Source organism: Micromonospora sp. NPDC048898 (genome assembly GCF_043198035.1).
Lineage (GTDB): Bacteria > Actinomycetota > Actinomycetes > Mycobacteriales > Micromonosporaceae > Micromonospora.
In genome coordinates, this window is the sequence record NZ_JBICUF010000048.1 from 1 (window position 1) to 2,835 (window position 2,835).

Below are 2,835 nucleotides of genomic sequence, written 5' to 3' on the forward strand. Positions count from 1 at the left end.
CACACCGTCAACACCACCACCCTGCTCCCCGGCACGGCTCTGCTCGACATGGCCCTGCACGCGGCGAGCCACACCGCCACACCCGCCGTCGCCGATCTCACCCTGCACGCGCCGCTGGTCCTCACGCCCGAGACCACACTCCAGCTCCAGGTCACCAGGACCGACGCGACGGTGACGATCCATTCGCGGACATCGCCCGACGAGCCGTGGCTGCGGCACGCGACCGGCACCCTCGCCCCCGCGGCCGGCCAAGAACCCACGGCCGGCGAGTGGCCCCCGCCCGGCAGCACACCGGTCGACATCACCGCCCTGTACGACGACCTCGCAAGCCGGGGCTACGACTACGGCCCCGCCTTCACCGGGCTGACCGGCGTCTGGCACCAGGACGACGGAACCATCCACGCCACGGTGGCGCTGCCCGACGGTCTCACCGCCGCCGGTCACATGATCCATCCCGCCCTGCTCGACGCCGCCCTGCACCCGCTCGCCACCCGCGCGGAAACCGGCGACGGGGTCCGGCTGCCGTTCGCCTGGACCGGCGTCACCCTGCACGCCACCGGCGCCGGCGACCTGCGGGTGACGCTCCGGCGGGCCGGCGACGACCTGGCCGTGGTGGTCCGCGACGGCACGGGCCGGCCGGTCCTGACGGTGGACCGGCTCGCCACCCGGCCGGTCGAGCCGGGAGTGCTCAGCTCCGTACGGACGGACGGAAGCCGCTTCACGGTGGCCTGGACCGCCGCTCCGGCCGGCGGATCGCCGATGCCGGCGGATGCCGACGTCTGGACCGCGCCGGACACCGCGGATCCGCACGAGGCGGCGGGTTCGTTGCTGCGGCATCTGCGTGACCGGCCGGACGACGACCGGCACCTCGTGGTCCACACCCGGCCGGACAACCCGGCGCACAGCGTGCTCACCGGGCTGGCCCGCACCGCCGCCCGGGAGAACCCGGGCCGGGTCACCCTGATCCGCGCGGCCTCCCTCGACGGCGTGACCGTGGCCGCCGGGGAGCCGGAGATCGAGGTCCGGAACGGCCGCACCCTGGTGCCCCGCCTCGCCCGGATCACCACGGCGGAGCCCGCCCGGACGCTCGACCCGGACAGCACGGTGCTGATCACCGGGGGCACCGGAGGCCTCGGCGCGCTCGTCGCCCGCCACCTCGCCCAGCACCACGGCGTCACCCGGCTCGTTCTGGTGTCCCGCACCGGCCCGGACCATCCCGACGCGGAGCAGCTCCGGCAGCTCGCCCCGGACGTCGAGCTCGTCGCGTGCGACGTCTCCGACGGCGGGCAGGTGGCCGGGCTGATCGCCGGCCTGCGGCATCCGCTGACCGCCGTCGTGCACGCCGCCGGCGTCATCGACGACGCCACTATCGGCACGATGACCGATGACCAGCTGCACCGCGTGCTGGCCACCAAGGTGGACGCGGCGCAGCACCTGCACGAGCAGACGAGGCACCTCGACCTGGCCGCCTTCGTGCTGTTCTCGTCGTCGGCCGGCACGTTCGGCAACCCCGGGCAGGGCAACTACGCCGCGGCCAACACCTATCTGGACGCGCTGGCCGCGTACCGTCGTGATCTTGACCTTCCGGGGACCTCGATCGCGTGGGGTTACTGGGAGCAGGCGACGGGGATGACCGCCCACCTGAACGGCTCCCGGCACCAGGCCGGAATGCCGCGGCTCTCCACCGAGCTGGGCCTCGCGCTCTTCGACGCCGCGCTGGCGGGTGGGCCGGCGCTGCAGGTCTGTGTGCCGCTGACCGGTGCCGCGCTGCGCCGGCCGGACCTGCCGCCGTTGCTGCGTGGCCTCGCGCCGGTGCCGCCGCGGCCGGCACCCGCCGCGGACGGCGGCGACCTCGCCGTCCGGCTCCGGGCGATGACGCCCGAGCAGCGGCACCGGCACCTGCTGACCCTCGTACGCGGTGACGTCGCCGCCGTGCTCGGCCATCCCGGACCCGAGTCGGTCGACGCCGGGCAGCACTTCCACGAGCTCGGCTTCGACTCGCTGACCGCCGTGGAGCTGCGCAACCGGCTGGCCGGGTCGACCGGCCTGCGCCTGCCGGCCACGCTGATCTTCGACCACCCGACGCCGCGGCATCTGACCGATCGCATCGCCGAGTCCCTGGCCGGCGATGCCGCCCCCGAGGCGACGTTCCTGGCCGAGATCGACGGGCTGGAACGTGACCTGGCCGCCCGGCCCGCCGAGGACGAGGGGCGGGTCCGGGTGACCCGCCGGCTCCAGGCCCTGCTGACCGCGCTGACCGGTGACCGGCCGGCGGCCGGCGACCCGACGCTGATCAACCGGTTGCAGGCCGCCAGCGACGAGGAGCTGTTCAGCCTCGTCGACGGCGATCTCGACCTGTCCTGAACCAGCCGACCACACAGAGGAGCAAGGTCCCATGGCTGACGAGGCCAAGCTGCGCGAATACCTGACCCGGGCCGTCGCGGAACTGCACCAGACCCGTCAACGGCTGCAGGACGTCGAAGCCGGCGCCTCGGAGCCGGTGGCCGTGGTGGGCATGGCGTGCCGGTACCCGGGCGGTGTCACGTCGCCGGCGGGCCTGTGGGAGCTGGTCGCCGAGGGGCGCGACGCGGTGGGCGAGTTCCCCGGGGATCGCGGCTGGGGCCCGGCGCTGTACGACCCCGACCCGGGCCGGACGGGGAAGTCCTACGCCCGGCAGGGTGCGTTCTTGTATGACGCTGCGGATTTCGATGCGGGGTTTTTCGGGATGAGCCCTCGGGAAGCTCTCGCGACCGATCCGCAGCAGCGACTGCTGCTGGAGACCACCTGGGAGTTGTTCGAGTCCGCCGGCCTGGATCCCGACCAGCTGCGCGGCAC

The 2,835-nt window shown here is 74.3% G+C and carries 2 protein-coding genes; both read left to right on the top strand.

Annotated elements, in window-relative coordinates:
• On the top strand, positions 1–2,364 hold a 2,364-nt coding region (locus tag ACGFIQ_RS36205; protein WP_393250851.1), incomplete at its 5' end, for a type I polyketide synthase.
• 31 nt (positions 2,365–2,395) lie between these two features.
• Positions 2,396–2,835: beta-ketoacyl synthase N-terminal-like domain-containing protein (locus ACGFIQ_RS36210; RefSeq protein ID WP_393250853.1), on the top strand; the 440-nt coding region annotated here is incomplete at its 3' end.